Genomic DNA, 26,940 nt, shown 5'->3' on the forward strand with positions numbered 1-26,940 from the left:
GGGGGATGCTTGTATGGACGATTTCAAAGATTTTTCTGATGCAGTGAATTGGATTGAGGGTATCGCTCCCTTTGGTATCAATCTAGGTTTAGATAGAATGCGTAAGCTGCTTGAAATGTTAGGGAATCCAGAACTTTGCCTCCAATATATTCATGTTGCTGGCACTAATGGCAAAGGTTCAACGTGTGCTTTTTTAACGGAGGTGCTTTTTCAAAGTGGGTACTCAGTAGCGACCTTCACCTCGCCCTGTATAGAACGCTTTACTAACCGGATCAGATATGATGGCATAGATATTCCGGAACAAGAGGTACTTGCCATTACGAATATCCTGAAACCGATAGTGGATACCGTAAGCCAATCGAATCTTGGACATCCAACGGCATTTGAGGTGACTACCTGTATGGCGTTGGTCTATTTTTCCCAAATAAAGCCGGATTTCGTTGTTCTGGAGGTAGGACTTGGAGGAAGATTGGACTCAACCAACCTGATATCTCCTTTAGTTTCAATAATAACGAATATTGGGCATGACCATATGGCTATTTTGGGAGATTCATTGGAGAAGATTGCTCATGAGAAGGCGGGTATCATCAAACATGGTGTCCCTGTAATAAGTGCAGTTGAGCAGGAGGAAGTTATTGAGGTTATCCAGCAGCATTTTGTGAAAAACAGTTCTCAACTTTTTTTGCTGAAGCGTGATTTTGATTTTGAAATCATTTCTTCCAAGCTTAATGACCAAGTTTTTAATTTTAAAAGCAAATTGGGTAACCATGAGCACTTGAGTCTAAAAATTAATGGGCAGCACCAATTCAAGAACGCATCCGTAGCGATCATGGCTTTGGAAATTCTCAGAAAAGATAATAAGGTCCAATTAAATGGGCTTAGAAAAGGGTTAGAACATACAGAATGGGCAGGCAGATTGGAAATGATTTCTGATGAACCGCGTATCCTTCTTGATGGGGCACATAATCCGGTGGGAGCTAAGACACTTGCTGATGCATTAACAAAAATCTATACGTACAAGAAACTAAATCTATTGGTAGGGATGTTAAATACGAAGGAGCATTCGGAATATTTCAAGTCACTGTTACCGTTAGTGGATACATTAATTATTACGGAGCCCGCCTTTCGTAACCAGATGCCTGCGGCTGAGTTGTACCTGTTGGCACAACAGATCGTACGAGAAAATGATTTGAAGGCTAGAGTGCACTTGAAGCCAGACTGGAAGGAGGCGCTACAGTTTCTTTCTGAAATGACAAAAAAGGATGAGCTGGCAGTCGTTTCTGGAACACTTTACTTAATTTCAGATGTAAGATCGTGGATTTTATACAAATCAGATTCTTATAAAGGTTTGTAATCCCAAATAAAATGTAAGCAATAGAAGTGGAGTGGAGCATATGGAATATGAACCTATCATCTTTGATTTTAATCAGAAAAGATTGAAATTTGAGAAGCCTCTACATGTGTGGCAGACCTACTATTTGGAAGACGTTATAGATGTATTCGAAAAGGTACAGAAGGCTATTAATGAGCAGTTCTATGTGGCCGGTTATGTCTCTTATGAGTGTGCGCCTGCTTTTGAGAACCATCTCAGTGTTAGTGATCCTGATGGAAAGTTTCCATTAGTATGGTTCGGTGTTTATGAGAAACCAATGGAAGATGATGCCATCAGGAAAAAAGGGGTCTACTCCGTTTCAAAATGGAGTGAAGGTACAGACCGAGTGGAGTACGAAAAGAACATTGAAAGTATTCATGCAGCCATTGCTCGAGGAGAGACCTATCAGGTCAACTATTCGACTCGTCTGCAGGCAAAATTAAGCGGGGATGACTTAGCTTACTACGAGGATTTGCGGGATGCCCAGCAAACGAATTATTCCGCGTATTTAAATATAGGGAGCTACCGAATCCTGTCTGTTTCACCCGAGCTTTTTTTTCACTGGGATGGGGATGTCTTACGTACGAAGCCGATGAAAGGCACCCTTCCCAAAACAGAGTGCAAAAGAGCTTTGTTCGAATCCGAGAAGAACCGGACTGAGAATGTGATGATTGTGGATCTCCTTAGGAATGATTTAGGCCGGATTGCTAAGACAGGCACAGTAAAGGTTCCCCAATTATTTGAAATCGAGGAATACCCAACCGTGTACCAGATGACTTCAACTGTAGAAGCAAATACAAAGCCGGGGGTCACTCTGCTCGATATATTCCAAGCTATGTTCCCTTGTGGTTCCATAACCGGGGCACCGAAAATTTCTACCATGCAGATCATATCATCCTTGGAGAAGGAGCCGCGTAACATCTATTGCGGTGCTATTGGACTCGCTGTACCGGGTGAAGGGATCACATTTAACGTGGCCATCCGCACAGTTCTTGTGGATACCCATAATCAGATGGCTGTGTATGGGGTAGGAGGAGGGATTATCTGGGATTCAACCGCTGAGGACGAATACAATGAGATGATGACGAAAACCAGAGTGCTGACTTATCGGAACAAAGACAAAGAGCAAGTTGGTGGTAATAGTGAATTATGAGTTTTCTGGAGCCTTGCCCAACCAAACTATATTATTATCAAAGGAATGTCTAATTGAGGAAGCAAATTGCGTACTGATTTTCGCCTTCTATCAAGGTAAATTGGTTTTGGCTAGACATCATTGCCGCGGTTGGGAATTACCTGGAGGGAGTAGGGAGGAAGGTGAATCTATCATTCAAACCGTTATTAGGGAGATGTATGAAGAGACTGGAGGAGAACTCGATTCGTTTGAAAGGATTGGACAATATTTAATTTATGAAAAGACCCGTCTTGTATTTGTGAAAAATATATATATTTCAAAAGTTCGAATACTTAGGGAGTTACCCAATGGATTTGAAACCAATGGATTTGAAACCAATGGTGTATGGCTGCTAGATGTAATTCCAAAACAGCTTGAGATAATGAATGATCCCACATTTAGTCCTTTAATGAAGGACAAAGTATATTTGATTGTTTCCGATTGGGTAAAAGGTCATCGCTTTACCCATTGCTAATTACTTATCTTGATCAGAGAAGGCTACCGCTCAACCTAAAGGCAGCCTTGTTCATAACATATATCCTTCTTCCAATATATACGTCCAGTGGCATCTGGCCTTACACTCATGCTACTGTATACAGCGGTATAAAAGGTCGAGGACGTATCTTCCCTTTCAAAAGCGAAGTACCTTGCTGCACATCTCCATCCAGCGCTCTCGTGTTGCAGGATCCGCATATTCGAGATGACATACGAGGGTTTCGAAGTCTTCAAGAGTAAAGTTTTGAATTACAGAAACCATGATTCGCTCGTCTTCCACATGGGACAAAAAATGAATCAGTTCGTATCGCATTCCCTGGTCCTCCTTCACGTAATGCTTCAAATCATTACCAACCTAAAAAGGTGCCTTTCCCAGAGTAAGAAATAGGGAAAGACACCTTCATTTTGTCAAATGATGGATTGTCTAACACCTCCCTATTTCCCGTAGGTTTAGCAGTGCTGTTGAAACAGGCAGGTCTCCTGGCTATAGGCTTCATCGTCACCAACAGCCTTCCCGATTGAAACTCAACCAGTGGCATCTTGCTGTGACTCGACCATGACAGTGGCGGGACCGCGTCGGCTTTACACCGAACTTCCCTATTAAGCTAACCTGTATGATCTTGCTGCAGGTAAGCACCTATTTCCAGTATTCATTTGTGAATGTCTAATACCCATAATATCCCAACTTGCTGAGGTATACAAGGATGCAGTCTATTAGAATTATCTTGTTACAGTTGGGACAGCAAAGCATGTTATCAAAGTACGCTCAGCATAAGCTTTATCCTTACACTGAATGTCCATAATGGGGGCTGGCAACTTAATAAAAATTAGAATACATGAATCAAATCTCGCTTTGATATTTATATGTGGACAAAATCTGCTATAGGATATAAGATAAGCTTTGATAATTTTATATTATACTAAGTAAAGGTGTAAGCATACGAATTAGATGCTTGCTTAATAGGGAAGTTCGGTAGAAACCGACGCGGTCCCACCACTGTAATTGTAGAGCAACTCTTCCATATGGCCACTGTCTTGTGTTTAAGATTGGGAAGGCGAAGAGAAGCGATGACGCATAAGCCAGGAGACCTGCCTTTATTTATTGTATGTTTCTAATTCCTTGGGGGTGGGAATTAGGAACAAAAGTATCTTCAGCTCGTACTGTTTTAAGCTGTGTATCATTCGTATGTACAAGCCCCTTTTTGAGCAAAGGGGGCTTTTTACGTTATTGAGCATATTGTAGGGTGGTAAGTCAAACAGTTTAGAGCGTTAGTATCAAGATGTTGACACAAAAAAGGCTGGGGAACAAAGAAGACTGGAATTTCACCATGAAAAGATATGTCAAGAGATACGGATAGAGGTCTTTATGTCCGTAGTATTTAGCTTGCAAATTAAAATGAATGCTAGGGGATAGGTTTATGAGAAATAAAAATATATTAGCTGTACTGCTCGTACTTAGTCTTATTTTTTCAATGTTTGCACCGAGCACATTCATTACATATGCTCAGCAATCAGATGCCACCACAGCCAAAACACAGCTGGATAAAAACCTAGCCTATATTGTCAAGACAGTGGACAATCCCAAATACGGTACGGGTAGCGGGGATTGGTCTGTTTTAACCGTGGCGCGTGCTACGTATACGGTGCCAAGCGGCTATTATGATATTTACTACAACAACGTCGTAAACAGTGTGACGACATTAATGACAAAGAATAACGGTGTTCTGGATCCGAGCAAAAGCACAGAACATTCGAGATTGATACTGGGTCTCTCCTCAATCGGCAAGGATGCGCGAAATGTTGCGGGCTATGATATAACCAAGGCACTCGCCGACTATGATTACGTGCTCAAGCAGGGCATGAATGGTCCCATTTTCGCTCTTATTGCGATGGATACGAAGCGTTACGATTTCCCTACGGTAACAACAGGAAAGACGCAAGCCACCAGAGACAATTTGATTAATTATATAGTCAACAATGAAGTCAAAAAAGGTACTGTGGATGCAGGCGGATGGGGGTTGGGAAGCACAACCGCTGATGTCGATATCACCTCAATGGCGATGCAGGCGCTTGCTCCTTATTATCAGACGCAAGACACTGTAAAATCTGCGGTAGATCGCGCGGTCAATTGGCTTTCAAAAACCCAAAACACTTCGGGAAGCTATACTAGCTTCGGGAGTACAAGCAGTGAGAGTCTTGCGCAGGTTGTTACCGCGTTATCCAGCTTGGGTATCGACGCGGCGACAGACTCTAGATTTATTAAGAACGGCAATTCAGCATTAGGTGCTTTATTGACGTTTGCTTTGCCTGACGGTGGCTTTAAGCATATCTCGACAGGCAAAGTCGATGGCATGGCAACCGATCAAGGCACTTATGCCCTTGTGGCATACGATCGTATGGTAAACGGGAAGAACCGTCTCTACGATATGACGGAAACTCCGGATACCGTGAAACCGGTATTAACCATACAAGGGTTAACCGATCAGCAGAAGGTAACTAGCCAACAATTGAGCTTCAAAGTAACCGTGACAGACAATGTCAGTCAAGGCATTGTCCCGAACGTTAAGCTTAACGGAGTCAATGTAACAGGGATTAACGGTGAATACAACGTTAGTCTGACTATGGGAGATAATTTAATAACAGTAATGGCATCAGATGCTGCCGGCAATTTGGCTCAGCAAACTTTTTCCGTCAATTATACGCCCACAGCCAAAGCGCAGCTGGATAAAAATCTAGCCTATATTGTCAAGACAGTGGACAATCCGAAATTCGGCACGGGTAGCGGGGATTGGTCCGTTCTATCCTTGGCTCGTGCTACGTATACAGTGCCAAGCGGCTATTACGATATTTACTACAACAACGTCGTGAACAGTGTGAAGACGTTAATGTCAGAGAATAATGGTGTTCTGCATACAACCAAAAGCACAGAACATTCGAGATTGATACTGGGTCTCTCCTCCATCGGCAAGGATGCTCGAAATGTTGCGGGCTATGATATAACCAAGGCACTCGCCGACTATGATTACGTGCTCAAGCAGGGCATGAATGGTCCCATCTATGCTCTTATTGCGATGGATACGAAGCGTTACGATTTCCCTACGGTAACAACAGGAAAGACGCAAGCCACGAGAGACAATTTGATTAATTACATAGTCAACAATGAAGTCAAAAAAGGTACTGTGGATTCAGGCGGATGGGGATTGGGAAACACAACCGCTGATGTCGATATTACCTCAATGGCGATGCAGGCGCTTGCTCCTTATTATCAGACGCAAGACACTGTAAAAGCTGCGGTAGATCGCGCGGTCAATTGGCTTTCGAAAACCCAGAACACTTCGGGAAGCTATACTAGCTTCGGGAGTACAAGCAGTGAGAGTCTTGCGCAGGTTGTTACCGCGTTATCCAGCTTGGGTATCGACGCGGCGACAGACTCTAGATTTATTAAGAATGGCAATTCAGCATTAGGCGCCTTACTTAAGTTTGCCTTGCCTGACGGTGGCTTTAAGCATATCTCGACAGGCAAAGTCGATGGCATGGCAACCGATCAAGGCGCTTATGCCCTTGTGGCATACGATCGTATGGTAAACGGTAAAAACCGTCTCTATGATATGACGGATGCACCAAATGTGCCAGATGCGCCAGATGTGCCAGGTGCGCCGGATACGGTGAAACCGGTATTAACCATACAAGGGTTAACCGATCAGCAGAAGGTAACCAGCCAACAATTGAGCTTCAAAGTAACTGTGACAGACAATGTCAGTCAAGGTATTGTCCCGAACGTTAAGCTTAACGGAGTCAATGTAGCAGGGATTAACGGTGAATACACTGTTAGTCTGACTACTGGAAATAATACAATAACAGTAACCGCATCAGATGCTGCCGGCAATTTGGCTCAGCAAACTTTTACTGTCAATTATTCGAAAGAGTCACCTCAGCAAGTGATTTCTTTACCTGATGGTGAAAAGCCGAAAGTAGTTATCCCTAATGATAAACAAGACTATCTCATTGCAGTCAGCACAGCCGATTCTGGTAAGGCAATATCGGTAACAATCCCTAGGGATATGAGTTCGAAGGTCTTTTTGCAATTGCCAGCAAACGAAAGTCTACCAGAAATCGTTGCTAAAAAAGACGATGTATCTGTCACCATACCTAAGGGAGCAAGAGTTGTAAGTGGAGACACATCGTCTCTTGAATGGATTACGAACATGGACGGGACGGTTACTTCTCTTCAAGAAAAAGTGAGCGGAATCGTTCCTGCGGGAAGCAAACTCAATTCTATTGAAAAAGCGATCACCATGGGTGGTAGTGCTGGTGTGGTATTTGACCAATTCATCACCTTGACCTTCTCCGGCATGAAGGGGAAGGATGCTGCGTATATTCAAAATGGAACGGCAATTGCCATTCAAAAGTTTAGTAGCGACTCCGTAGGAGGCGCTAGCGGAAAAAATGAATATGCCTATGACAGTGAAAATGATCTCATCGTCAAAACCAAGCATTTTACCGATTTTGTCGCTTTTGGATCAAGTACAGACCAGACGCCGGGCGGAGGAGGAGTGGCTCCTCAACCTACTCAGAAAGCAACCTTATCCATTGATAAAACGACAATTAACAAAGGATATGTGATAAGTCCTAAGAGTGTGGAACTACAGACTGGAGATACAGCGTGGAGTGTGCTGCAAAGAGAGCTTAATGCCAATAGCATCGCTTTCGATTATACATGGAGCAGTGAATATGGCAGTGTTTACGTTCAGTCGATAGCAGGCGATGGTGAGTTCGATCATGGCAGCGGAAGCGGATGGATGTATAATGTGAATGGAACCTATCCGAACTATGGAGCAAGTTTATACGTCCTTAAGAATGGTGATAGTGTCCAATGGCGTTATACGACAAACCTGGGATTAGATTTGGGACAAGACAACAGTCCTTGGGATAAACCTACGGAAAAACCTACGGATCTACCTGCGGATCTACCAACAAGACCATCATCATCAGGCCAATCATCTATCATCAATCCTGAGGATAATGTTCCTATAAATGTTGAGCAAGATCACAAGGAGTCTGGCGAGGTACAGCAACTTGATTTGAATAAATTGTATACCGATGCCAATTTAATTTCAGCTTGGGCGATTGACGCGATCAGAGAAGCATCTCAAAAAAGTTTTGTGAGCGGGAGCTACGGTGCCTTCCATCCCAAGACTACAATCACCAGAGCTGAGTTTACCAAAATCCTCGTAGGCATACTTGGGTTAGATGTGAATACAGATAAGGCCATAAATTTCAATGATATTTCTCAGGAGGATTGGTTCTATCCTTACGTGAACGCAGCTTATAAAGAAGGGTTCATTTCAGGATACAACGATCAATTTTATCCGGATGACAAACTCACACGTGAGCAAATGGCGGTCATCATTGTCAATGCTCTTGGCATTAAAGCAATTGCGCAGACTCCATCTATTGAAGATATAGAGGATGTTTCGTCTTGGGCCAAAGAAGCTGTGCAGACGATTGTTGCACATGAGCTCATGTCAGGTTGGGATAATAGATTCCAGCCAAATGATGCGGTGACCAGAGAAATGGCAGCCGTTGTTGCCATGAGAGCCTATCAGTATAAAAAGGATGATCATCAGCAAACGAATCAGCCGGATCTAGTAAAGAAGGCTGCCATTGAGAAGCAAATTAACCAGACGGCAGCATTCATGCAGCAAACCGTAACCGATCCGGTGGTAGCTTCGATTGGTGGAGATTGGACCATATTAGGTCTAGCACGTTCCGGCATTCCAGTTCCGGATGCTTATTACGCCAAATATTATGCGAATGTAGAAAAAATATTAAAAGAAAAATCGGGCAAGCTGCACGCTGTAAAGTATACGGAGTATGACAGGGTTATATTGGGCCTAACTTCAATCGGTAGAAACATTGACCAAGTTGCAGGCTATAACTTAAGAGAATGGCTCGCCGATTACGATACGTTAATTAAACAAGGTATTAATGGTCCTATCTTTGCGCTTATCGCATTGGATAGTAGATCGTTTGAAATTCCAACAGTTAATAACGTTAAGACACAGACAACAAGAGATTTGTTAATCGACTTCATCTTGAAAAGAGAAATCACAGGAGGAGGATGGGCATTAGGCGAGAAAGCGGCTGTTTCGGACCCGGATATTACGGCAATGGCCATCCAAGGACTCACTCCTTATTACAAAACGAACAAGAACGTACAGGTTGCAGTAGATCGCGCACTTGCCTGGTTATCTAAAGCTCAGACTACAGACGGAGGTTATGCCAGTTGGGAATCTACGAACTCCGAAAGCATTGCTCAGGTTATTGTCGCTCTGACTGGCCTAGGGATTAATCCGGATACGGACTCAAGATTCATCAAGAATGGCAGCTCGGCTATTGACGCTTTGCTTAGCTTTGCCGCTAAAAATGGAGGCTTCTACCATATAAAACCGGACGGAGTAGACAATGGTGGCGCCAAACCAGGTGAAGTTGATCTAATGGCCACAGACCAGGCGATGTATGCGCTAGTTGCTTATAATAGATTTCTAAAAGGACAAACCCGTTTGTATGATATGTCAGATGTCAAATAGATGGTTAAGTGGATAGAAGAACAAATAGAATGGTAAATATGAAGTGATAAGCAGGGGCAAAAGCTTGCCCTTGCTTATTCAATAAGGGTGTGAATATTGAAATGTCGATGAAAAAATGGCTGGTCTTTTTGGGAATTGTCGGCCTCTTAACCTTCGCTTTCTTTTGGGGCGGGAATAGCCCGAAGAGTTCGAACAAATCGGCAGTAAGCAGCGTAGAATCACAAGCTATCCATATGGTAACTTCAACACCAATTCCAGATAGGCAGCAAGAAGAAAAACAGGGGGCAATATCCCTTTCGACAGAAGATCCTTATCAGAAGGACACTATCAACCAAACAGATGCTCCTCAGGGAACACAGCCAGTACAAGAAGCAGTAACGCCTCCTATAGAAAACCTATCTAAGACTGACACGTCTTCGATTGAAACTGATAAGAAACCTGAAAATACCGAATCCCGAGCTTCAGATAAAACCATTAATCCGCAAACAAATGATCAGCCAGCAGCTGAACCATCTAAACCGGATACATCTACACAACCAGTTGTAGCTTCGAAAGATTCAGAGCCGAAAAAGGATAAATACTTAACTGACCCCGTACCAGAGGGGAAACCAAAGCCTGTCGAGTGGCAGGATGTAACTATCAATAAGAAAAAAACATTAACAGCGACATTATCCGTCACCAGTAAAACTATTTTGGACAATATGAGCATTTTCAATAAGGATAAGCTTGAAGTATTGCCAGCCGATGGTGTAATCTATAAGGCGCAAACCGTCACCTTTTACGAGGGGGAATCTGTATTTAATGTCCTGCTAAGAGAGATGCAGAAAAATAAAATTCATATGGAGTTTACTATGACGCCCATTTATAATAGCAATTATATTGAGGGTATCCACAATCTCTATGAGTTTGACTGCGGTGAGCTAAGCGGATGGATGTACAAGGTGAATGGATGGTTTCCTAATTATGGGAGCAGTCGCTATATACTGAAAGAAGGCGATGTCATCGATTGGGTCTACACTTGTGATCTAGGGCGCGATGTTGGCGGAGGCAAAGCGGCAGGAGGAGCAGGGTAATGCGGGATTCCTTCTCTACCTATCACCCCCTTGTTAATTTTGTCTATTTCGTTGCCGTATTCCTATGCAGCATGGTGTTCATGCATCCGATTTTTCAAGCCATAGCGCTTATCAGTTCCGCCCTGTATTCCGTAATGCTGAAAGGAAAGAAGGCTGCCAAATTCAATCTGCTTTACATGACTCCGCTACTTGTGCTTATGGCGGTCATGAACCCTATTTTTAATCATGCAGGTGTTACGATTCTGTTCTATTTACAGAATGGAAATCCGATCACCCTCGAATCAATTTTATTTGGAATAGCAGCCGCGTGTATGTACGTAACCGTTATTTTGTGGTTTTCCTGCTATAATGCGGTGATGACCTCAGATAAGTTTATTTATATTTTCGGAAAAATATTTCCTGCACTGTCGCTGATACTCTCCATGGTGCTTCGGTTTGTACCGAGATATTTGGCCCAGCTCAAAGTTATCTCCAATGCTCAGAAATGTATTGGAAGGGATATTTCTCAAGGCAATATCTTAGACAGGTCTAGAAACGGAATTCGAATCCTCTCGATCATGACGACCTGGGCATTGGAAAATGCGATCGAAACAGCAGACTCCATGAAGTCGAGAGGGTATGGATTGCCAGGACGTACGAGCTTTTCTACCTTCAGATTTGATAATCGGGATAAAGTTGTTTCCCTGATCATGCTGGTGTTCATTGTATTTGTGGGAGTAGGTGCATGGCAGGGGTATAACACGATTCGCTTTTTTCCCTCGATTCATGTTGCAGAGAAATCGCCACTTAGCGTGGCTGTGTATATCGTTTACGGCTTTTTGTGCATGATGCCCTTGGTCATTCAGATAGTGGAGGAAATCAAATGGAGATTTATCACATCAAGGATCTAAGCTTTGCGTTTCCAATGAAAGAGCACGCTGCTTTGTCTGCTATTAATCTTACAATTCGTAGTGGTGAGTTCGTTACCATCTGCGGTAAATCAGGGTGCGGCAAGAGTACTCTGCTTAGACAGCTTAAGACGGTTCTCACTCCGCATGGCAAGCGCGACGGAGCTGTTTATTTTAACGGAAAATCTTTAGAAGAAGTGGACTCGCGTACCCAAGCAGCAGAGATTGGATTCGTGCTCCAAAGTCCAGATAATCAAATTGTAACGGACAAGGTATGGCATGAGCTGGCTTTCGGGCTTGAGAGCTTAGGTTATGATCAACCGACCATTCGATTGCGAGTAGCAGAGATGGCTAGCTTCTTCGGTATTCAGACTTGGTTTCATAAGAGTGTGACAGAGCTTTCCGGAGGACAGAAGCAGCTATTGAATCTGGCTTCCATAATGGCCATGCATCCCTCAGTGTTAATTCTGGATGAGCCCACCTCCCAGTTGGATCCTATTGCTGCAACCGATTTTCTAGCAACAGTGAGCAAGATTAATCGCGAACTGGGTACAACCGTTATTATGACTGAGCATCGGCTGGAAGAGGTCTTGCCTATCTCTGACCGGCTCATTGTGCTGGATCAAGGGGGAGTTATTGCAGATGATACACCACCCAAGGTAGGAGAAATACTACTCTCCCTGAACCATCCGATGTTTGCTTCTATGCCATCGCCGATGCAGATCTATGCGGGTGCCGGTGTCCATAATCATCTGACCTGCCCGGTTACTGTTAAGGAAGGACGGCAATGGTTAAATGCCTATTTGGAAGACAAAACGGTTGCACGGATGGCAGAAACTCAGAGAAGAGACTTTGTAAGTCCGGGTCCTTTAGCCATTCAGTTTAAAGATGTCTGGTTTAGGCATGACCATAACGGGCCGGATACGATCAAAGATCTATCCTTTGAAGTTAGAGAGGGACAATTTTACTGCATTGTGGGAGGTAACGGAACAGGCAAAACTACAACCTTGTCACTCATTAACGGTATCCTGAAGCCTTATCGGGGAAAAGTGCTGATTCATGGCAATAACCTTAACAAAATGAATGCAAAGAATCTATTTGTCAATCGCTTAGGAGTTCTTCCTCAAAATCCAGCAACGTTATTCGTCAAGAAAACCTTGGAATTGGATTTGTACGAGATGCTCTCAGATAATCAGTTAACAAAAGAAGAGAAGAAGCGTAAAGTAGAGGCAGTTGTTCAATTCGCTGAGCTTGAACCCTTACTCACTATGCATCCCTATGACCTCAGTGGAGGTGAGCAGCAGAGGGCGGCGCTTGCCAAGGTGCTCCTGCTTGAACCCAAAATATTACTGCTTGACGAACCAACGAAAGGGCTGGATGGTTTTTTTAAAGAAAAGCTTGGTTACTTCCTAAGAAAGCTTCAAGCTGAGGGGGTTACCATCGTAATGGTTTCGCATGATATTGAGTTCTGTGCTAAGTACGGAGAGGAGTGTGCAATGTTTTTTGATGGAACTATTATTACTTCAAATGAAGCTCATACATTTTTCTCAGGAAACAGCTTCTATACAACAGCAGCGAATCGTATGGCGCGTCACATTTGGAGTGAGGCAGTAACGATAGAAGGTGTGATTGATCTATGCCAGAAAAGCATGTAACCAACAAGCGTTTGAGCCGGCGAACGCTGCTAGCAGCCCTGCTTATACTTATTGTCATTCCGGCCACGATGATCATGGGGATTTTCGTACTCGATGATCGCAAATATTATTTTATCAGCTTACTGATCATTTTATATACAATAATCCCATTTGCTATGGTCTTTGAAAAACGGAAGCCGCAAGCAAGGGAGTTAATCGTCATTGCCGTATTAGCCGCTATTGCAGTTGCAGGACGAGGGGCTTTCTTCATGCTGCCGCAATTCAAACCAGTTGTTGCGATTGTTATTATTGCAGGGGTATGTTTTGGTGCTGAAGCGGGTTTTCTCGTTGGAGCGACGGCTGGATTCGTGTCTAATTTCTTCTTTGGTCAAGGACCGTGGACGCCTTGGCAAATGTTCTGTTTTGGAATTATTGGCTTTGTGGCAGGTATTTTGTTTAAGAGAGGTCTGCTTAAGAAAACCAAGCTTTCGTTATGTGTTTTTGGTGGAATATCCACTTTAATCATTTACGGGGGCATCATTAATCTGGGCTCACTTCTTATGGTTACCCCGTACTTCTCATGGGAAGGATTGCTTGCTACCTATATTTCAGGTTTCTGGTTTGATATGGTTCATTCGATTGCAACCGTGTTCTTTCTTTTCATCGTCTCGGGTCCCATGATTGAGAAATTGGAGAGAATCAAAATTAAATATGGGCTTATGGATTCATAACACGATATTTTACTATGTGAATTATTAATAGAATAAACCTTTTCGCAAAAAGACGTTAGCTCAAATCAGCGTGATTCAATCTAACGTTCGTGATGTAAGTATGGGTTAAACAAAGGCTGTCCCGAAGGATCCCGCAAAGATCCCAGGGGCAGCTATTTTTATTTGTCAACAACTTAAGGCGCTGAGCATATCTTCGGAGTAACCGCAGCTACCCCAAAAAAGCCCTAATACCCTGATTTTCTTTCGACTCCACTCATTGTTGGTTATACCATCTCGCTTTAGTTCGACATTTCAGGGACCTAAACCAATGAATATAGCGCTTACATCGTAGATTTGATGCATTTGGAAACGCTATCATTCGTGGTAACATTTAGGTTGTACACCAAGAAACAATAAAATTTATTAAGGGAGGATTGAAGAAGAAGAATGAGAAAAACCTTTTTGAGTATGGTGGCCGTCTTTTTGGTAATTTCTGTGGCGTTACTTGGTTGCTCCCAACGTCCGAGCGGTGCGACAGAAACGGTTGCGGACAGCAAAACCGCGAAACCGGATGCCGCTGGAAATACGGCAAGTAGCGGAGGCGGAGAGAAGATCAAGCTATCTGTGTACAGCACGATTACCGCAACAGCAAGTCAAGATGTCATGAAGGAGATCGCTAATGACTTTATGAAAGAGAATCCCAACACACAAGTCGAATTCCAATTTCCGGGCACTGAATATGAGAATATTCTTAAGGTTAAAATGGCTGCAAATGATTTACCGGACGTATTTGATACGCACGGTTGGGCGATTATTCGCTACGGCAAATATTTGGCTGACCTGAAGGACCAGCCCTGGGCTTCGCAGCAGACCGATACCATAAAGCCGGTTGTGACCGATAAGGATGGTAAAGTCCACGCTCTTGTCATGAGTGAAGCTAAGGACGGGATCTCATACAATGTCGACCTCCTTCAAAAATATAACATTGAGCTTCCGAAAACATTTGAAGAGTTACTGGCTGCATCTGAAAAAATTAAAACGCAAAGTAATGGTGAAGTAACGCCCTTATTCATGTCGGGTATCGACAATGGTATGATTGGCGGATTCCTTGATCTATATGCCACAGCACTCCTTATCAGCCCCAAAGTCAACGATATGCAAGCGCTGCTCGATGGCAAGTTTGATTGGAACAAATGGACGCCATTGGCGCAGAAGCTGCTTGACATGAAAACGAAAGGATATATCAACGTAGATGTGCTCACTGCCAAAAGAAGCGATGTGCCTCAGCGTTTTGCACAAGGAAAAATTGCCTTCTTAACAGGTGCTCCTTCTTTCGCTGACGACGTGCATAAGATTAATCCCAATGTGAAAATTGGTCTAATGCCGTTAACTTCTATGGTGTCTGGTGATGAGCCAACCTTTACAGGCGGCGAACGTTATACAATGGGAGCATGGAAGGATGGTAAACACTTAAACGAATCCAAGAAACTAATCGCCTTCTATGCAAAGGCAGACAATATGGCAAAGATTGCTAATGTAAACAAACTGCCTGCGGGCCTGAAAGGCGTTAAATCCCAACACGAGTTTTCCGAGTATTACGATAAATATGTCAATACCCGTGTATTCCCTTATTTTGACCGCGTTTACCTGCCAAACGGCATGTGGGACGTTATGTGTAAAACCGGAACCGCATTACTCGCCGAAAGTGTAACGCCAGCACAATTCTCAGAAAAAATGAAGCAAGAATTCGAGCGTCTGCGCAATAAATAATAACTGAACCGGAATGGCATCAATCCTTCCGGTTCCCTTACTCTAACAACAGGAGGGTGGAACTGTGGCAGAGATTAGCAGGATGTCCGTAACGGACACACAAGCGCGGTCAACTCGAAGCAGGTTTATCAAGCGACTCGTCCGCAGCGGCGCTATGCTTAATCTGCTTTATTTGCCGGCATTGATTTTGTTTGCCATGTTCATTGTTTATCCTTTTTTTAAAGGCATTCAAATTTCATTCACGAATTGGAATGGCTACAATCAGGAATATAAGTGGATTGGTTTGCAAAATTATAGTCGCATGTGGAATGATCCCGATATTGCCAGAATTATTAAGAATACAGTGATTTATGGCGTAGGAAGCTCCGTATTTCAGAATATCATGGGCTTGCTTTACGCCCTATATTTGAATATGAATATCCAATCAAGAGGGCTTGTAAGAACGGTTATTTACTTACCGGTCATTATAAGCTCGCTCATCATGGGTTATATCTGGTACTTTTTCTTTCAGTATCAAGGCGGCGCTATTAATGATATCTTACTGTTATTTCAAGACAAGCCAGCAAATTTATTGGGTGATCCGCAAATTAACGTATGGATTATTACTTTTGTGAATACGTATCAATACCTTGGCATTGCAATGGTGCTGTTTTTGGCAGGCTTGCAGACGATTCCCAAAGATTATTATGAAGCGGCGACCATTGACGGCGCTGGAGCATTGTCGAGATTTTTGCATGTGACCTGGCCTTTGCTCGCACCAGCCTTTACTGTCAGTATGGTTCTGAATTTAATTGGCGGATTAAAGTTGTTTGATGTTATTGCGGCATTGACCAACAGCGGCCCCGGGTATGCTTCCGCTTCCATGTCCACATTGATGTACTTGCTTTACTTTGGCCGCGAGGATGCTGGTTATGCGGCAGCTATCGGCATACTCATGTTTATCATGATCTCTATTGTCAGTCTGACCTCACTCATTTTCTTAAGAAGAAGGGAGGTCAACACATGAGCAGCAAGAGGTTGTGGCTCAACTTTTTTTCGATGCTAATCTGCTTGCTTCATATCTTGCCTTTCTATATCTTGATTACGACTTCGTTCAAAGCGATGGATGACTTTAGTTCCAAATGGATATTTCCCGGCTATTTGTATCTGGACAATTTCATCAGTGCCTGGTTTAATGCAAAATTAGCAACAGCTTTTCAAAATAACCTTATCGTTACGGTTGTCTCTATCACATTTATTGTCATTCTAGGCTCGATTGCAGCCTATCCCTTGGCCCGTCGGCAAACCAAATGGAATAAGTTCATCTATATGCTGTTTATATCTGCCTTAATCGTACCTCCCCTCACAAGCTTGGTCCCGCTTTATAAATTTATGGTTGATTTAGGCGGGATGAACCAATATTGGGGGATCATCCTACTCCATATAACGTTTCATTTACCCATGACGATTTTCTTATACACAGGCTTCATAAGCACGATTCCGCGGGAATTGGATGAAGCGGGTATGATTGATGGGGCTGGACAGTTTGAATTATTTTATCGGATCTTATTGCCGCTGTTGAAGCCGATTACGGCGACAGTGATTATTTTACATGGCGTATCGGTGTGGAATGATTTTCAGTTTTCCTTGTTTTTCCTGCAAAAGCCTGAATTAAGAACCATTACGGTAGCTCTTTCAAGCTTCTTCGGGCAGGATAATAATAAAATCGGATGGGTAGCTGCTGGCTCATTTATGGGCGCTCTGCCTATGGTATTGGTGTATTTATTTCTTCAGCGTTATTTTATAACAGGACTTTCCGCGGGAGCAATAAAAGGATGAAATAATTCATTTAAATGGTAAAATAAGGATGAGGTGGTGTTAGGGAGGAGGGTTATGACAAGATGCGGCAATCGATCCGGTTTAAGCTGATCCTGCTATTTTTAACAACGATTGTTTTTCCTGCCGTCGTCATAGTCATCGCCATTCCCTCTTATTACCAGAATCTTTTAACCAGCCAAGAATCCACTCAAATAGAAGATACATTGACCACGTTTACTTATAGTATTGAAACCTATTTGGATGATTTAGATCGTATGACGATAACGCCGTACCTGAATGATGACGTGATGATGTCGTTAAAGTTGAAATCGTCCAATCGGAAATTTTTAACACCTTTTGAGCAATATGAAGCAGAACAAGCATTGTCGAACACTTTGCCCAAGTTTTTAAAAAATACACGTAAAGACATACTGGGCACAATCCTTCTTCCTATGGATAACTCCATCTATATTACGTCTCCGAACGGTTATGTGAACAAGGTCGTTGAGGGGTATCCCTTTGAGAAGCAAGATTGGTACATTCAGGCGCTAAAGGCAGATGGTAAGGTCGCATTCATCAGTATTCACGTGCAAAATTATTTGGAAGGAGCGGGTGCCGAGGTATTCTCCGTTGCCCGTTTGATCAAGGATCCTGATTCGCAGCATCCGCTCGGTGTAATTATGGCTGATGCGGATACAGCGGCATTGGAAACAATGATGCGGGGGATACGGCTTAAAAATGGATCCATTGCAGTAATTCTCGACGATAAAAGGAAACTGATCTACGCCAGTCAACCCTTAACTGCCAATCTGCAGAGCCAATTGACGACCAATACATCTTTCGTAACAGACGCGAACGAGAGCTATTCGGTTGTGATCGAAACGGTGAGCCGTTCTAACTGGAAGATAGCGGTGCTTTTTCCCGAATCGGTCATCAGAAAGCAGCTTCAAACCATTTATTGGATAGGCTTTTTGTTTGCGGCCTGCGGACTGATCATTGCACTGCTGTTGTATTTTACTATTTCACATTGGATGCTTACGCCGTTTAAGCAAATGATTAAAGTGATGAAAAAGGTTCAGCGCGGCAATCTGGATACTTTTTATTCCGTGCGTGGCAACGATGAGGTCGCTCAGTTGGGTAAAAGCTTAAATACTATGATATCTCAGCTTGGCGAGCTGATAGATCGTGAATTTCGTGCTGCGCTCGGGCAGCGGAATGCTGAATATCGGGCACTGCAATCACAAATACAGCCGCATTTTTTATATAACACCTTAAATGGATTCATCGGATTGAATCGTACGGGTCAAAGTGTTCTGCTGGAAAGAGCTATCTTGTCATTAAGCGGGATGATGCGCTATACGTTGAATCATAATGATTGGGTGCTTTTAAAAGAAGAAATGGATTTTGTCACCAAGTATTGCGAGCTGCAGCAAATTCGATTTGCCGATAAGTTGGAGGTTAGAATTGATTACGGCCCGGATACAGTCCACATCCCAGTTCCTAAATTGCTGCTGCAGCCATTCGTTGAAAACGCTATCTTACACGGTGTGGAACCAAGTGAACAGGTTTGTCAGCTAACGATAGAGGCGGCAAATGTGACCTTACAGGACGTCAGCGGAGAATGGTTGGAAATTCGAATAGCTGACAATGGAGTCGGTTACGATCCAGAGACAGAGCAGGAAGGCGTGGGAATAACGAACGTTCGAGAGCGATTGCGTGTTGCTCACGAAGGATCGAAGATCATCATAGCTGCTGCGAAAGGCCAGGGTACACTCGTTATAATTCAATTCCCATTGAAGGATGTGAACAGAAAGTGAAGATGGTCATTGCTGATGATGAAAGCCTAATACGAGCCAGCTTATCCAGTATGATAAAAGATATGGAGGCATCATGGCAAATTGTCAGTGAAGCGACCAACGGTGAGGAACTGTTGGAATTAATTGCTGAGCATAAGCCCAACATTGCTATCGTAGACATCCGCATGCCCAAGGTGCAAGGGTTAGATGCGATTCGACTTGGCAAAATAATCTCCCCTCTGACGAAATGGGTAATATTAAGCGGCTATTCCGACTTTGCTTATGCGCAGCAGGCAATGAAACTGGGCGTTTCTGAGTATTTATTAAAGCCTGTTGATCCTATCGAATTGGAAAAGACACTGCAGCTTGTATATAAAGATAATAAAGAATACATTTGCTTGCTGAATCAACAATTTGAAAACAGCTTATTTGCCTTATGCAATGGACTCACCTCACTCAAACACGAAGCGCGGGACAGTTTATATTATCAAGGAAGGTTTATAGGCTGGACGTTTTATTTAGACACTGCTCAGCCTGCCAGTTGGGTTGCTGATGTCCAACGAGAATTTTATACGGAGCTTCATGCATGTATGGAGAAGCACCTTGTTTATGGTATGAACTTGGCTTTGTTGGCACTGCCGAATGGGGAATTAGCTGCTGTAGGCGCCTGGGACACGAGCAATGGTCACTCTGGGAAACAGCCTATATACGATTGTTTCAGCGAAATGGAACAAATTATAAATGATAGCTACAGAAGTGAGGAGATGCTGATATCCGTACTGCGAACCGGTGAATGCCAAGGGTTTGAGGAGGTGAACAGACGGCTCCAGCAGCTGCAGCAATGGGGAGATCTGCGATCTGTTTGTGGTATCGGTCAAAGTCTTGAATATGTGGAATTGATTAAAGAGGCTGTAACGCCTCATAAGGTAGAAGCATCCCGATTGTTATGCGCTATCGGACATCACCTCCAGGACGGAATGTATTTAAGCTATCAGAATGGAGTTAATGAATTGGAAGTTCTGCTGCAAAAGTCGGATTGGTTCAATGCGAACAAAGAACAACCTTCATTAAGCAAATTTATGGGTTGTACTCTGGGACTCGTTTTGCAGGAAGCAATAACAGATGTGGAAATGATTAGAGAGCTTAGGCAATATGGCGAAAAGAAGCTGCAGGGCACGTGTTCAAAAGAAACCTCGGTTGATCTGGTGAAACAGGTGATCCAATATATCGAAAAGCATTATATGGACGATATTGGTATCGGGCAAATTGCCGGGCAATTGAACGTCTCGGCAAATTATTTAAGCACGTTATTCCATAAGAAAACCGGCATGATGTTTGTGAAATATTTGACTCGTATTCGTATGATGAAGGCGAAAGAGCTGCTTATGAACACTAATCTTCAGGTGAAGCAGGTCGCGGAGCAGGTCGGTTATTACAGCACAAGGCATTTCACTAAAGTGTTTACACAAGCATTTGGCAGTTACCCATCAGATTGTCGTAAAAACCAGCTGCAGTCCAATTCTTAAGTTTAATTAACAGGGATTCCATGAAAATGAACGAAGGGGTGATCCTTTGAGCTTGGATATATTCAAGTTGGATGGTCAAGTAGCACTGATCACTGGAGGAGCGCAAGGGCTGGGAATGGTGATGGCCAAAGCTCTCGCGGGGGCTGGCGCCACATTAGCGGTATCGAGCCGTAATCGAAACAAGGCGCTGGAAGCTGCAGAGGCAATCGCCGAATACAGCGGACACAAGGCATTAGGCTTAATGGCGGACGTTACGGATACCGTTCAAGTCAATGCGATGGTTCAATCGGTAATCGATGAATTTGGACGTATCGATGTACTGATTAATAACGCGGGAATTAATATTAGGAAACCGATAGAGGAATTTGCGGACGATGAGTGGGATAAGGTTCAAAACACGAATTTAAAGGCACCGTTCCTATGTACGAGAGCTGCAGCAAAACAGATGAAACAACAGAGATACGGGCGCGTCATCAACGTTTCCTCTATGCTTGGAAGTGTTGCGCTCCCGGAGCGAAGCGCCTATTGCTCCAGTAAAGGAGGGCTTCTGCAGTTGACTAAAGTGCTTGCACTGGAATTTGCTCCTTATAACATAACGGTGAATGCCCTCTGTCCCGGACCGATGGCAACGGAGTTAAATGCTGTTGTCATGAACAATACGGAGGTTAACAAATTCTTCTTGGATAACATCGCATTGGGCCGTTGGGGTAATCCCGAAGAAATAGCAGGAGCAGTCATTTATATGGCTTCGGGCGCCTCCAGCTTTATGACCGGTGCCTCCATGTTTATAGATGGAGGATGGACAGCAAAATAAGATCTCAGGAAAGGATGATCCAGATGAAAGTGGGGCTTTCTGTATTCGGTACGACCTATATGATGGGCATCCATCCTAAATCGGGACAGCCAATAATAACAGCTAAACGACTGATGTCGTATGCTGTTGAAGCTGGCCTGGAAGGAGTGGAGATGCCGCTGGCGGTATTGGAAGGAGAAGATATTCCGTCGCTTGCACAATATGCAGCGAGTCATCAGCTTTACATCACGGTTGCGTCTGGCGGTTATGATCCCGATAAGCTGAAGATGGCTATGGATATGGCTGAAAGACTGGGGGCAGCTACCGTTCGTACAGTAGTAGGAGGCGCAGGTTATGGCGGTGATCGTCGACCGATGGTTGGGCGGTGGCAATCCTTCATGCAGGACGTTCTGTCAGGCTTAGCGAAAGCAACGGTTGCTGCCGAGCAAAGAGGTCTCACGCTGGCGCTGGAAAACCATCAAGATGTGGCATCGGAGGAACTGCTCTGGCTGTGCGAACAAATCGACTCTCCCCATTTCGGAATTACACTGGACACCGGAAATCCTCTTGCCACAGCGGAGGAGCCCGTTGATTTCGCGAAAAGAATACTTCCCCACCTGAAGCATGTTCATTTGAAAGATTATTGGATATATCTGTCTGAGGAGGGTTATCGTCTTGTTAGATGTCCCATAGGTCAAGGGGTGGTAGATTTCCCCGCTCTGATGGAGCTGTTCTCCCAAAGCTGTCCAGATATGACCCTATCTATCGAGGTAGGAGCGCATGAAGCGCGCCATACACGGGTGTTGGCTGACGACTTCTGGCCCGAGTATCCGACACGCCCTGCATCACAGCTCGCAGCAACGCTGCGGTTTGTTCAAGCGAATGCTAAACCGTCAGCGGATTGGCGAACTCCGCATGAGAAGAACGAACCGGAGAATCTGATCATTGCTTACGAAAATCATCAATTATTAGCCAGCATTGCCTATATGCAAGGACTAATTCGAAATTATAAGGCTAAAGTAATAACAATCTTTTAATCAAAGGGGTTGCTTTCATGCACATTGATTTAAAAGGTAAGGTGGCTCTGGTCACAGGAGCCGGTCGCGGCATCGGTCGGGAAATTGCGCTCATGTTGGCTTCAGAAGGCGTAATTACAGTAATCACGGATATTAATGGAGCTGCAATTGAAGCTATTAGAGAAGAGTTTAATGAGTTGGGACTTCAAGGGTCGCAATATCTTTGCGATGTCCGTGACTTTACAAGAATACAGGAAGTCGTTGAATCGGTAGTTCAAACCTATGGACGTTTGGATATATTGGTTAATAATGCCGGCGTTGCAGGAGGCGGACCGGTTGTTGATTTGCAGGAAGAGCTGTGGGACCTCAACATGGATATTAATTTGAAAGGAACCTATTTGATGTGCAAAGCAGTAAGTCCCGTTATGAAAAAGCAAAAATCGGGACGCATTATTAACGCAGCTTCATTCGCAGCGATTATCCCGAGTTACGGCGGTGCAGCCTATGCTGCTTCGAAAGCCGGGGTACGCCAGTTCACAAGAGTGTTGGCCGGCGAACTGGGGCCATGGAATATTACCGTAAATTGCTACGCTCCGGGCATGATTCCCACAGATATGAATCACTTCGCTGAAAGATCGGGTGAAGACCAGGAACGATTATTGGATATGCTCACTCTCAGAAGATGGGGCTCCAAGGATCACGTCGCACATTTGATATGTTTTCTAGCCTCTGACTATGCGGACTACATAACCGGAACCATGATTGATGTGAGCGGGGGCAAGCTGGCAATCCAAATGCCGCAAGTCGCTTATGAAAAATCGGAGGCGATATCGAATGAATGAACCATTCTCCGGATTATATAATAATACGGTAATCGTTACAGGCGGCTCCAAAGGCATAGGCGCCTCCATCGCAGCAAGATTTGTGACGTTTGGCGCCAAGGTTGCCATCGCTGACGTGGATATTCAAGGAGAAGCGATGGCAGAGCAATGGAGAAAAGACGGGCATGAGGTAAGGCATTATATATGCGATGTTGCAAAAGCAGATGATATCAAGCGAATGATTCAGTCTGTTAAAGAAGATTTTGGCAGTGTCGATGTGCTCGTAAATAATGCGGGGATTTTCCCCAGAGGGGACCTGCAAAGTACCGATGAAGCCTTGTGGGACCTTGTGATAGGGATTAACCTAAAGGGTGTTTATCTGATGTGTCAAGCTGTCGCTCCACTTATGATCGCACGGGAAAAAGGAATTATTATTAACATCGGATCGCTGCATTCCTCCAAAGGAGAAGATAATACACTGGCGTATGCCGTCTCCAAGGGGGGCTTGATCACGTTGACTCGCAACTTGGCTCATGCCCTATCCAAGCATCGTATCCGGGTAAACTGTATTCATCCAGGGTGGGTAGCATCGGAGGGTGAGACAGCTCGTTGGGAAACGCTTGGAACAAGCATTGAGAACATGCAGGCATCGATCCGATCGATTCCACTCGGCAGAATGCAGACCGGAACGGATATAGCCAATACCGCGGTATTTCTAGCCTCCGATCTTGCTGATCAAATCACAGGCCAGATGCTTGCGGTAGATGGAGGACTAAGCATAAGGCGGCCTTTATAAGCTTATATAATCCAGATTTAGGGATACGTATCGTATAAGGAGGATGATTGTTCTTATGTCGAAAATTACTTTTATAGGCGCGGGCAGTCTTGTGTTCACCAAAAATTTGGTGCGGGACCTGCTTACGTTCCCGGCTTTTGAGGATTGTACTATCACTTTAATGGACGTTGATGAAGAACGTCTTGGCTATGCAAAGCAGGCAGTGGAAAACATTATTGCAGCAGGCAGTTACCCTGCCAAGGTAGAAGCGACAATGGACAGAGCACAGGCGTTAACCGATGCAAACGGTGTTGTCTGCACGATTCTTGTTGCCGATTTGCCTGTCTGGAGGACCGATATGGAGATTCCTAAAAAATATGGGGTCGACATTAACATTGGCGATACGCGGGGGCCAGCGGGTATTTTCCGGTTTCTGCGCACAGTTCCCGTTATGCTGGATATTTGCCGGGATATCGAACGCTATTGTCCAGATGCCGTATTTCTGAACTACAGCAATCCGATGGCTATGCTGTGCAGGGCGATGCAAGGTGAAACGAAAGTCAATGTCACTGGCTTATGCCACAGCGTACAAGGGACTGCCGCCATGCTGGCCAAATGGATCGGAGCCCCTATGGGGGAGATTACTTATAAATGCGCTGGAATCAATCATCAGGCCTTCTATTTGGAATATAAGTGGAATGGCAAAGACGCCATACCCTTAATTCGCGAAGCGATTTCTAATAAACCGGAAATATATAACGAGGAACAGGTCAGAAATGAAATGTTTCTTCATTTGGACTATTATGTAACTGAATCGAGCGGGCACAATTCTGAGTATAATGCCTGGTTCCGCAAGCGTCCCGATCTGATCGAGAAATACTGTACCCATGGCACAGGCTGGAACCCGGGCGAACATGCGCTTCCCATCAAGAACGTGGAGAAGAGGCGGAGTGATTGGAAAAATAGGTTGATCGAATGGCGCGATAGCCCGATCGATCTAAGTCGGGGTAATGAATACGCGTCCTACATCTTTAATGCAGTTTTTGGGGATGGCACTTTATTTCAATTTAATGGTAACGTTCGAAACGTAGGATTAATTGACAACGTTCCGTCAGGCGCATGTGTGGAGGTGCCTGTGTTGGCTTCCAGACAAGGATTCAGTCCCATTCATATCGGCCCGCTGCCGGATCAGTTGGCTTTGCTCGTAAATATCAGCGCAAGATGCGAAGAGTTGGCCGTCGAAGGAGCTCTTACCGGGGATCCACGTAAAATATTTCATGCCATTTGTTTCGATCCGCTTACGTCTGCTGTGCTTAGCTTGGCTGAGATTAAATCTATGGTTGACGAAATGTTTGCCGTTAACAGGGATTGGCTTCCGCAATTTAAGCATTCTTCTTGATGCTTGGGCATCAAATGATTAAACGATATCCAGCGGCATTTTTCGGAAAGATCGGGGAAAGGCAGCATCTAATTGTTACTCAAATACATGTGTCTGACGATGCTTTATTCAGCTTAGTACCACTAAAACTTATAGACCTCGCAGAAAAGTAAATAAGCCAAGACCGTGACATAGAACGGATGCCTCCATTACAGAAAAAATGTTGTGGGGGCATTCATTTTATTGATAAGATAGGATTAAGCTAACTCGCTGTTTAATGAAAACAAACATTCTCATTGGATTGAACTTCATGAAAAATTTTTAAATGTGAGTATAAAATAAAACCAAGGGAGGAGGAGCTGGGATGCTTTACGATTAACAAGATGTGCTTTTGAATTTTCCAGAAAAGGCAGCAGTCTCAATGGAAGCGATATTATTACGAGGTTATTTTGCTTCGATTCGTTTCAAAAAGGATAGGCCGAGGACTTACATAGAAACGCAGGTGTACCATGCTGTAAGGCTGTTATAAGGTCAATCGTGTAACGTAAGTGTCCGCCAAGACAGAGATCAGCAAGTCCACGCTTATACGTGAAGTGAACAGTAGGAAAATTTCATCAACTGCGAGTCGCCCCGACCAATTTTGTGATATAAAATGAACTCTCAGGGAAACCACTATTTCGAGTTATGCCAATCTAGCTGCTGAAAAACTGGTATCTTTTCTGGAAAATTCAGAAATATTTGGGCCTTCGATATTTCCAGAAACAGAAGCCCCAGCGCGAACAGTAATACGATCTCCCGCTTTTAATTTAGTAATAATTGAACAACTTACCACATTACCTACAAAATTGAATCCACCACCATGAAAATTATCATCACCTCCGAGCGTATCCAAATCGTTCACAATGATATTTATACCTAGGTAGTGATCTACATTAAAATCATTTGGAACAAAGAAAATACTTGCAATAATGGAGTATATACCGTCAGATTTTGGAATAAATGCATCAAGTGCTGGATCATATTCATTGTTCAAATCAAATTCCTTTTCGGGGAATAATACTTGTACTTCAGGGCCTGTAGTAACAGGTATGCTTTGGATGAAATTGAAAGCTCTAAAGGCTGAAGGTGTCGCAGTTCTTGCTCCACCAGCGGACACATTCATATTAATGATAGGATTACCTACATTGGAAATAGTATCAGTGTCAATCAGACCTTGTACTTGCTCTTGGGCTTGTTCTTGAAGATGCTGTTGTTTCTGTTTGTTAAGGATATCCTCATATTTCTTTTTGTACTTTTTGTATTTCTTCTTGCAATCATCGTCGCTCATTAATATTTC

At 43.8% G+C, this 26,940-nt stretch carries 20 protein-coding genes and 2 riboswitches; of the genes, 18 read left to right on the forward strand and 2 right to left on the reverse strand.

Annotation, left to right across the window (positions count from 1 at the left end):
• Positions 1-13 precede the first annotated feature (13 nt).
• The 3 genes from BM210_RS29325 to BM210_RS29335 are packed head-to-tail and all read left to right on the forward strand — an operon-like array spanning position 14 to position 3,018.
• On the forward strand, positions 14-1,354 hold the full coding sequence (locus BM210_RS29325) for a bifunctional folylpolyglutamate synthase/dihydrofolate synthase (protein WP_091176039.1): 1,341 nt from the start codon (positions 14-16) through the stop codon (positions 1,352-1,354).
• A gap of 40 nt (positions 1,355-1,394) precedes the next feature.
• A complete protein-coding gene (gene pabB, locus BM210_RS29330; RefSeq protein WP_091176041.1) occupies positions 1,395-2,525 on the forward strand; it encodes an aminodeoxychorismate synthase component I in 1,131 nt (376 codons plus the stop codon).
• The gene (locus BM210_RS29335) at positions 2,515-3,018 is read left to right on the forward strand and encodes an NUDIX domain-containing protein (protein ID WP_177238069.1); all 504 of its coding nucleotides are present in this window, start codon (positions 2,515-2,517) and stop codon (positions 3,016-3,018) included. The genes pabB and BM210_RS29335 overlap by 11 nt, the downstream gene beginning before the upstream one ends.
• Positions 3,019-3,174: 156 nt before the next feature.
• Here the strand turns inward: BM210_RS29335 and BM210_RS35080 are convergent, their stop codons facing one another.
• The gene (locus tag BM210_RS35080; protein ID WP_177238070.1) at positions 3,175-3,351 is read right to left on the reverse strand and encodes a hypothetical protein; all 177 of its coding nucleotides are present in this window, start codon (positions 3,349-3,351) and stop codon (positions 3,175-3,177) included.
• A 139-nt stretch (positions 3,352-3,490) separates the two neighbouring features.
• Positions 3,491-3,694: riboswitch (cobalamin riboswitch) on the reverse strand.
• 255 nt (positions 3,695-3,949) lie between these two features.
• Positions 3,950-4,150, forward strand: a riboswitch (cobalamin riboswitch).
• 306 nt (positions 4,151-4,456) lie between these two features.
• Between BM210_RS35080 and BM210_RS29340 the strand changes: the two genes are divergently transcribed.
• The 15 genes from BM210_RS29340 (at position 4,457) to melA (ending at position 25,625) form a co-directional block, all read left to right on the forward strand.
• Positions 4,457-9,628 (forward strand): S-layer homology domain-containing protein, encoded by a 5,172-nt coding sequence (locus tag BM210_RS29340; RefSeq protein ID WP_256224133.1) that lies wholly within the window; start codon positions 4,457-4,459, stop codon positions 9,626-9,628.
• Positions 9,629-9,729: 101 nt separating this feature from the next.
• A complete protein-coding gene (locus tag BM210_RS29345; protein ID WP_091176045.1) occupies positions 9,730-10,701 on the forward strand; it encodes a DUF4430 domain-containing protein in 972 nt (323 codons plus the stop codon).
• Entirely contained in the window at positions 10,701-11,591 is an 891-nt protein-coding gene (locus tag BM210_RS29350) for an energy-coupling factor transporter transmembrane component T (protein WP_091176046.1), read from the forward strand. The genes BM210_RS29345 and BM210_RS29350 overlap by 1 nt, the downstream gene beginning before the upstream one ends.
• Positions 11,564-13,243 (forward strand): ABC transporter ATP-binding protein, encoded by a 1,680-nt coding sequence (locus BM210_RS29355; RefSeq protein ID WP_091176048.1) that lies wholly within the window; start codon positions 11,564-11,566, stop codon positions 13,241-13,243. The genes BM210_RS29350 and BM210_RS29355 overlap by 28 nt, the downstream gene beginning before the upstream one ends.
• On the forward strand, positions 13,225-13,953 hold the full coding sequence (locus BM210_RS29360; protein ID WP_091176050.1) for an ECF transporter S component: 729 nt from the start codon (positions 13,225-13,227) through the stop codon (positions 13,951-13,953). Before BM210_RS29355 ends, BM210_RS29360 begins: the two co-directional genes overlap by 19 nt.
• 426 nt (positions 13,954-14,379) lie before the next feature.
• Positions 14,380-15,702, forward strand: coding sequence for an ABC transporter substrate-binding protein (locus BM210_RS29365; protein ID WP_091176052.1), 1,323 nt, complete (start codon positions 14,380-14,382; stop codon positions 15,700-15,702).
• An 82-nt stretch (positions 15,703-15,784) separates the two neighbouring features.
• Positions 15,785-16,708, forward strand: a complete 924-nt coding sequence (locus BM210_RS29370; RefSeq protein ID WP_091176108.1) for a carbohydrate ABC transporter permease — start codon at positions 15,785-15,787, stop codon at positions 16,706-16,708.
• On the forward strand, positions 16,705-17,520 hold the full coding sequence (locus tag BM210_RS29375; protein ID WP_091176053.1) for a carbohydrate ABC transporter permease: 816 nt from the start codon (positions 16,705-16,707) through the stop codon (positions 17,518-17,520). Before BM210_RS29370 ends, BM210_RS29375 begins: the two co-directional genes overlap by 4 nt.
• A 62-nt stretch (positions 17,521-17,582) precedes the next feature.
• On the forward strand, positions 17,583-19,316 hold the full coding sequence (locus tag BM210_RS29380; protein WP_091176055.1) for a cache domain-containing sensor histidine kinase: 1,734 nt from the start codon (positions 17,583-17,585) through the stop codon (positions 19,314-19,316).
• A gap of 2 nt (positions 19,317-19,318) precedes the next feature.
• Complete coding sequence (locus BM210_RS29385) at positions 19,319-20,821, forward strand: response regulator (RefSeq protein ID WP_256224139.1); 1,503 nt, start codon at positions 19,319-19,321, stop codon at positions 20,819-20,821.
• A gap of 46 nt (positions 20,822-20,867) precedes the next feature.
• Positions 20,868-21,635: an SDR family NAD(P)-dependent oxidoreductase gene (locus BM210_RS29390; protein ID WP_091176059.1), complete on the forward strand. Its 768-nt coding sequence runs from the start codon at positions 20,868-20,870 to the stop codon at positions 21,633-21,635.
• A complete protein-coding gene (locus tag BM210_RS29395) occupies positions 21,620-22,651 on the forward strand; it encodes a sugar phosphate isomerase/epimerase family protein (RefSeq protein WP_218184987.1) in 1,032 nt (343 codons plus the stop codon). The genes BM210_RS29390 and BM210_RS29395 overlap by 16 nt, the downstream gene beginning before the upstream one ends.
• A gap of 17 nt (positions 22,652-22,668) precedes the next feature.
• Positions 22,669-23,472 carry an SDR family NAD(P)-dependent oxidoreductase gene (locus tag BM210_RS29400; RefSeq protein WP_091176061.1) on the forward strand — a complete coding sequence of 268 codons (804 nt, stop codon included), beginning with the start codon at positions 22,669-22,671 and terminating at the stop codon, positions 23,470-23,472.
• The gene (locus BM210_RS29405; RefSeq protein WP_177238071.1) at positions 23,465-24,247 is read left to right on the forward strand and encodes an SDR family NAD(P)-dependent oxidoreductase; all 783 of its coding nucleotides are present in this window, start codon (positions 23,465-23,467) and stop codon (positions 24,245-24,247) included. The genes BM210_RS29400 and BM210_RS29405 overlap by 8 nt, the downstream gene beginning before the upstream one ends.
• A 55-nt stretch (positions 24,248-24,302) precedes the next feature.
• Positions 24,303-25,625, forward strand: a complete 1,323-nt coding sequence (gene melA, locus BM210_RS29410) for an alpha-galactosidase (protein ID WP_091176064.1) — start codon at positions 24,303-24,305, stop codon at positions 25,623-25,625.
• Positions 25,626-26,286: 661 nt separating this feature from the next.
• Here the strand turns inward: melA and BM210_RS29415 are convergent.
• Positions 26,287-26,931 (reverse strand): hypothetical protein, encoded by a 645-nt coding sequence (locus tag BM210_RS29415; protein WP_091176066.1) that lies wholly within the window; start codon positions 26,929-26,931, stop codon positions 26,287-26,289.
• Positions 26,932-26,940 lie beyond the last annotated feature (9 nt).

It is taken from the genome of Paenibacillus sp. 1_12 (assembly GCF_900114475.1).
Classification (GTDB): domain Bacteria; phylum Bacillota; class Bacilli; order Paenibacillales; family NBRC-103111; genus Paenibacillus_S.

What these genes read in the sequence shown, in the direction of transcription:
- BM210_RS29385 (WP_256224139.1), top strand. Translation starts at nt 19,319, where the DNA reads ATGGTCATTGCTGATGATGAAAGCCTAATACGAGCCAGCTTATCCAGT.
- BM210_RS29380 (WP_091176055.1), top strand. Translation starts at nt 17,583, where the DNA reads ATGCGGCAATCGATCCGGTTTAAGCTGATCCTGCTATTTTTAACAACG.
- pabB (WP_091176041.1), top strand. Translation starts at nt 1,395, where the DNA reads ATGGAATATGAACCTATCATCTTTGATTTTAATCAGAAAAGATTGAAA.
- melA (WP_091176064.1), top strand. Translation starts at nt 24,303, where the DNA reads ATGTCGAAAATTACTTTTATAGGCGCGGGCAGTCTTGTGTTCACCAAA.
- BM210_RS29365 (WP_091176052.1), top strand. Translation starts at nt 14,380, where the DNA reads ATGAGAAAAACCTTTTTGAGTATGGTGGCCGTCTTTTTGGTAATTTCT.
- BM210_RS29400 (WP_091176061.1), top strand. Translation starts at nt 22,669, where the DNA reads ATGCACATTGATTTAAAAGGTAAGGTGGCTCTGGTCACAGGAGCCGGT.
- BM210_RS29355 (WP_091176048.1), top strand. Translation starts at nt 11,564, where the DNA reads ATGGAGATTTATCACATCAAGGATCTAAGCTTTGCGTTTCCAATGAAA.
- BM210_RS29395 (WP_218184987.1), top strand. Translation starts at nt 21,620, where the DNA reads ATGGACAGCAAAATAAGATCTCAGGAAAGGATGATCCAGATGAAAGTG.
- BM210_RS29345 (WP_091176045.1), top strand. Translation starts at nt 9,730, where the DNA reads ATGTCGATGAAAAAATGGCTGGTCTTTTTGGGAATTGTCGGCCTCTTA.
- BM210_RS29405 (WP_177238071.1), top strand. Translation starts at nt 23,465, where the DNA reads ATGAATGAACCATTCTCCGGATTATATAATAATACGGTAATCGTTACA.
- BM210_RS29375 (WP_091176053.1), top strand. Translation starts at nt 16,705, where the DNA reads ATGAGCAGCAAGAGGTTGTGGCTCAACTTTTTTTCGATGCTAATCTGC.
- BM210_RS29360 (WP_091176050.1), top strand. Translation starts at nt 13,225, where the DNA reads ATGCCAGAAAAGCATGTAACCAACAAGCGTTTGAGCCGGCGAACGCTG.
- BM210_RS29415 (WP_091176066.1), bottom strand. Translation starts at nt 26,931, where the DNA reads ATGAGCGACGATGATTGCAAGAAGAAATACAAAAAGTACAAAAAGAAA.
- BM210_RS29325 (WP_091176039.1), top strand. Translation starts at nt 14, where the DNA reads ATGGACGATTTCAAAGATTTTTCTGATGCAGTGAATTGGATTGAGGGT.
- BM210_RS29340 (WP_256224133.1), top strand. Translation starts at nt 4,457, where the DNA reads ATGAGAAATAAAAATATATTAGCTGTACTGCTCGTACTTAGTCTTATT.
- BM210_RS29370 (WP_091176108.1), top strand. Translation starts at nt 15,785, where the DNA reads ATGTCCGTAACGGACACACAAGCGCGGTCAACTCGAAGCAGGTTTATC.
- BM210_RS29350 (WP_091176046.1), top strand. Translation starts at nt 10,701, where the DNA reads ATGCGGGATTCCTTCTCTACCTATCACCCCCTTGTTAATTTTGTCTAT.
- BM210_RS35080 (WP_177238070.1), bottom strand. Translation starts at nt 3,351, where the DNA reads ATGCGATACGAACTGATTCATTTTTTGTCCCATGTGGAAGACGAGCGA.